We start from the raw sequence: 4475 nt of genomic DNA, 5'->3' as shown, positions 1-4475 counted from the left end.
CCGCTTCTCGGTGGGATGCATGCCGACGGGAATGCCGCGGCCGTTGTCGGTGACCCGCACCCCGCCGTCGGCAAGCAGCGTCACGGTGATGGTGTCGCAGTAACCGGCGAGGGCCTCGTCCACCGCGTTGTCCACGACCTCGTAGACGAGATGATGCAGTCCACGCTCTCCAGTGGAGCCGATGTACATGCCCGGACGCTTGCGAACCGCGTCAAGACCTTCGAGAACCTTGATCGAACTTGCATCGTAGGCCACGCGGCGGGTCCCCTCGCTCTGGGCGGAAGTATCCACCAGTCTACCCGGCAACCCGCCATAGCGGACGCAGGGAGCCCCCTGGCGTCTGCGCAGCGCCACGCACATGGGGATGGCCAACCCCCCCTACCGGACCGACTCCTCCGACCGCCTTGGCGCGCCTCCACGACTGTCACCGACACCGCGATCCCGCGGAGCCATCATGATCGCCCCAGCAGCACCGACGGATACCACAGGCACGATCCAGGCGCCAAGGAGCACCGGGACGTCAGGCGGGCAGCAGCCGACCGGCCGGCCTCAGCCATAGGTGTCGCGGGGTCCTCGACCGCCGGTTCGGATGGACCCGTGCCGCCAGGACGGCGCCGTCGGGCCACGCACGACGATCCGGCGGACCACGTGTGGACCGAGCTCCCGGTGCAGGATGCCGAGGAGCTGCCGGGACAGCATGCGCAGCTGGGTCGCCCAGGCGGTCGACTCCGCGACAAGTTCCAGGTCTCCGTCACGCAGGGACACCGGGGTGCAGTGGTCGGCGATGTCCGGCCCGACGATGGCATCCCATCGGGCCAGGACGTTCGCGTCGCTCGCCTGAGCCTTCCAGCCACGGTCCGCCAGCAGCCGGTTGATCGCCGTCCCGAAATCGACCGGTTCGCGCCATTCCCGGCCGGGCGGGGCGATGCCCGGCATCCGCGGTCGGCGGGGCGCCTGGTCGTCCGACGGGTCGGCCCGCCGGGCACCGAGGCGGGCCCGAGAGCCCGGGCCCCACGGGCCGCCCGTCCCGGTGGCGCCGGCGGAGGCGTCCTCATCGGCCCACGTGCCGCCGTCGGCACCCGGCATCCCGCCACCGCGAGCAGTGCCGGGCCCGGCCGGGTGGCGGGCGGTGTGGTCGGCGCCCCACCGTCCCCGCCCACGCTCCCGCGCGTCCCGTTTGACCTGGGCGAGAATCTCCCGAGCCAGGTCCGCTCCGTGGGCTGCGGTGCCGTCCGGCCCCTCGGTCTTCCCGCGGCGCCCGGCCCCTCCCCGGGACCGCCCGGGCACGGTGGACCCGGGCACGGTGGGATGGTCCCGGGGGTCCGGGCGCTCAGTGGGCATGCTGGACCTCTCCTCCGGCGACGGCGTACCGCACCCCGGTCAGCTCCGTGGGAACGTCGGTTTCGACCGCGGCTGTGACCAGCACCTGCTCCGCGGAGGCGACGAGTTCCGCGAGCCGACCGCGGCGACGCGTGTCCAATTCGGCGAAGACGTCGTCCAGGAGCAGGACCGGCTCGCGGTCATCGGCACGCAGCAGGTCGAACGAGGCCAGCTTGAGCGCGAGGGCGAGGGACCAGGACTCGCCGTGACTTGCGTAGCCACGGGCCGGGAGTCCGTTGATCGACAAGAGCAGATCGTCGCGGTGCGGACCGACCAGCGTCATCCCCCGTTCGACCTCCCGTGGCCGGGCGGCCTCCAGATCGGCGCGGATCGCCTCCGCCAGCATGGTCCGATCCGGTGCCGCCGGACCCGGCCGACCCGCGCCCGGGTGCTCTGGCTGGCCCGGTGGACCGGGTGGACCGGACGCATGCAAGATGTCCGGGAGGGTGACGCTGGAACGGTAGTCCAGCGCGGTAGCGGACTCGGCGCCGGCGACGGCCTCGTACGCCGCGGCCACGGCCGGCCGCAACGCGTCGACGAGTGCCAACCGCGTGGCCAGCACCTCGGCGCCATGCGCGGCCAGGTACCCGTCCCAGACATCGAGGGTGCGCAGATCTCCCTGCCCCCCAGCTCGCCGGGCCGTCCCGGCGGTGCGTAGCAGGGTCGATCGTTGTTTGAGGACCCGGTCGTAGTCGCCGAGGACCGCGGCCATCCTCGGGGTCCGGGCGATCAGCAGCTCGTCGAGGAACTGACGACGCTGCGCCGGATCCCCCTTCACCAGGGCCAGGTCCTCCGGGGCGAACAGCACGGTGCACAGCAGACCGACGATGTCACGCGGCCGGGCGACGGGAGCCCGGTTCAACCGGGCCCGGTTCGCCTTTCCCGGAACGATCTCGATCTCCACCAGCGCGGCCCGGTCACCCCGGACGATCCTGGCGCGGATGACCGCCCGAGACGCGCCGTCACGGACCAGCGGGGCGTTCCCGGCGACCCGGTGGCTGGCCAACGTGGCGACGTAGCTGATCGCCTCAATCACGTTGGTCTTCCCCTGGCCGTTACCACCCACGAAGGTGGCCACTCCCGGACCCAGAGTCAGGTCAAGGGCCGGGTAGGAGCGGAAGTCGACGAGGGACAGGTGCGTGAGGTGCACGTCACCCGTGCAGGCGGATCGGCATCAGCAGGTACCGGTAGTCGGGGACCTCGCCGTCGTCGGCCTTCCCGGTCAGGATCGCCGGCTTGTTCGCCGCCACCGCCGGGTCCTCCGCGCTGGCGAAACCGATCCGTGCGACGTCCGACTCCAGCGCCCCGAGTGCGTCGAGCAGGTACGACGGGTTGAACGCCACGGACAGCTCCGGCCCGTCGTAGGTCACCGGGAGGGTCTCCGTCGCCTGCGCCTCACCGCCAGTCCCGGCCTCCAGCACGAGGTGGTCCGGGGAGAACGTCAGCTGCACCGGTGCGGTCTTCGCGGCGACCAGCGCCACCCGTTTGACGGCCTCCTGCAACGGGGCGATCTCCAGCTGCGCGATCAACGGCGAACTGTCCGGCAACAGCTTGCGGTAGGGCGGGAAGCTTCCGTCGAGCAACCGGGTCGTCGTCTGCCGGGTCGAGCCGGCGAAACCGGCCAGCGTCTCGCCGGAGGGGCCGGTCCCGAGCGCGATGGATACCTCCACCCCCGAACCCGACAACGACTTCGCGGTGTCGAGCAGGGTGCGGGCCGGCACGAGAGCGACAGTGACCGGTGTGGGCGGGGGGCCGTCCACACCGGTCACACCGTCCTCATCGAGCCCGGCGGCTGTCTCCGACGGTCGCCACTTCAGCGTCCGCACGGCGAGCCGGTAACGGTCGGTCGCGGCGAGGGTGAGAGTGTCCCCCTCGATCTCGATACGGACCCCGGTGAGGACCGGCAGCGTGTCGTCACGACCGGCCGCGATCGCCACCTGTGAGACCGCCGCGGCGAACGCGGATCCCTCGATGTGCCCCGTGATCGGGGGCATGGCCGGAAGGGCGGGGTAGTCGTCCACCGGCAGCATCGGCAACGCGAACCGAGCATTGCCACAAGTGATCACCAGGCGGGTGCCGTCGATGCCCAGATCGACCGGTGCCGCAGGCAGCGCCCGGGTGATCTCCGCGAGCAGTTTGCCGTTGACGAGCCCGCGCCCCTCCTCCGACACGGTTGCGTGCACCGTGCACTGGGCGGCCACCTCGTAGTCGTACGCGGCGATCTTGAGTATCGGTCCGGTCGCGTCGAGGAGCAGACCCGAGAGCACCTGCAACTGGGTGGTCGGCCGGCTCGGCAACGTGCGTGCGGTCCAGGCGACCGCTTCGGTGAATTCGTCCCGTTCCACCCGGAACTTCATGGTTAGGCCTCCTGTCGTTCCCTCCGGTTGTTCGGAGTCACCCCGCAGGGAACACCGACCAGCATCTCAGAGTGCCAGCAGGCGCTGACGAGCGGTCGGCCGCGCCCCGGGTGCTTGCCCGGGGCCGAGTCGCGGCACGTAGGGCGCTCGGACCCGCGCTGGAGCCGTTGTCCACACCCCCTAGTACTAAGAGCTTTTGATCATTCTTAGAAAGATCTAGTTGGTCGTAGTAGTAGGGGGTGTGGACACTGGGGATAACCTCTGTTTCTGCAGGTCAGAGGGTTGTTGGCCGGTGCAAATCTTGTGGGTGGATCTGTGCATGCGCGCAGTGGTTATCCCCAGGCCCGATCTGCGTCCACAAGGACCACGTTGTCCCTCCACAGGCCGTCCCCGAGTTATCCACAGGCTGTCCACTGCCGCTCCACCGTTCCGACCGCAGGCTGTCCACAACGTTTTCCACAAGCTGTGGGCGGAACCACCCCGTGGGCTCGGTGCGGTCGTCCCCGGTTGTCCCCAGCCGTCCGGGGTCGTTCGGGGTCGTTCGGGGAAGTCCTGCCCCGCGGCGTCCGGTCCCTGCGCCACGTGTGACACCCGGCGAGGCATCACACCCCACCTTCGGGCGCAGCCACCGGTCCGCGGGACGTTCCGGCCGGGGGGAAAGTAGGAGGAACCGTGCTGCCCGGCGGTGGTGCTGCCCGGCGGTGGTGGGCAGTGGCAGTGGCGCTAGCCCTGTCTTCC

General features: G+C 70.7%; 4 protein-coding genes. All 4 read right to left on the bottom strand.

Annotated elements, in window-relative coordinates; translation table 11 throughout:
• Window positions 1-255 (bottom strand): ATP-binding protein (locus AC08ON_RS08870; RefSeq protein ID WP_476616768.1); only part of this gene is annotated, 255 nt, incomplete at its 3' end.
• Window positions 256-549: 294 nt separating this feature from the next.
• Window positions 550-1341: a DciA family protein gene (locus AC08ON_RS08865; protein WP_476607141.1), complete on the bottom strand. Its 792-nt coding sequence runs from the start codon at window positions 1339-1341 to the stop codon at window positions 550-552.
• Entirely contained in the window at window positions 1331-2530 is a 1200-nt protein-coding gene (gene recF, locus AC08ON_RS08860; protein WP_476607142.1) for a DNA replication/repair protein RecF, read from the bottom strand. Before recF ends, AC08ON_RS08865 begins: the two co-directional genes overlap by 11 nt.
• A gap of 1 nt (window position 2531) precedes the next feature.
• Window positions 2532-3737, bottom strand: coding sequence for a DNA polymerase III subunit beta (gene dnaN / locus AC08ON_RS08855; protein ID WP_476607143.1), 1206 nt, complete (start codon window positions 3735-3737; stop codon window positions 2532-2534).
• Between the last annotated feature and the right edge of the window lie 738 nt (window positions 3738-4475).

Source organism: Frankia sp. CoWAU3 (assembly GCF_977971855.1).
Note: the sequence above shows the minus strand (reverse complement) of the source record. Positions and strands in the feature narration are given on the sequence as shown.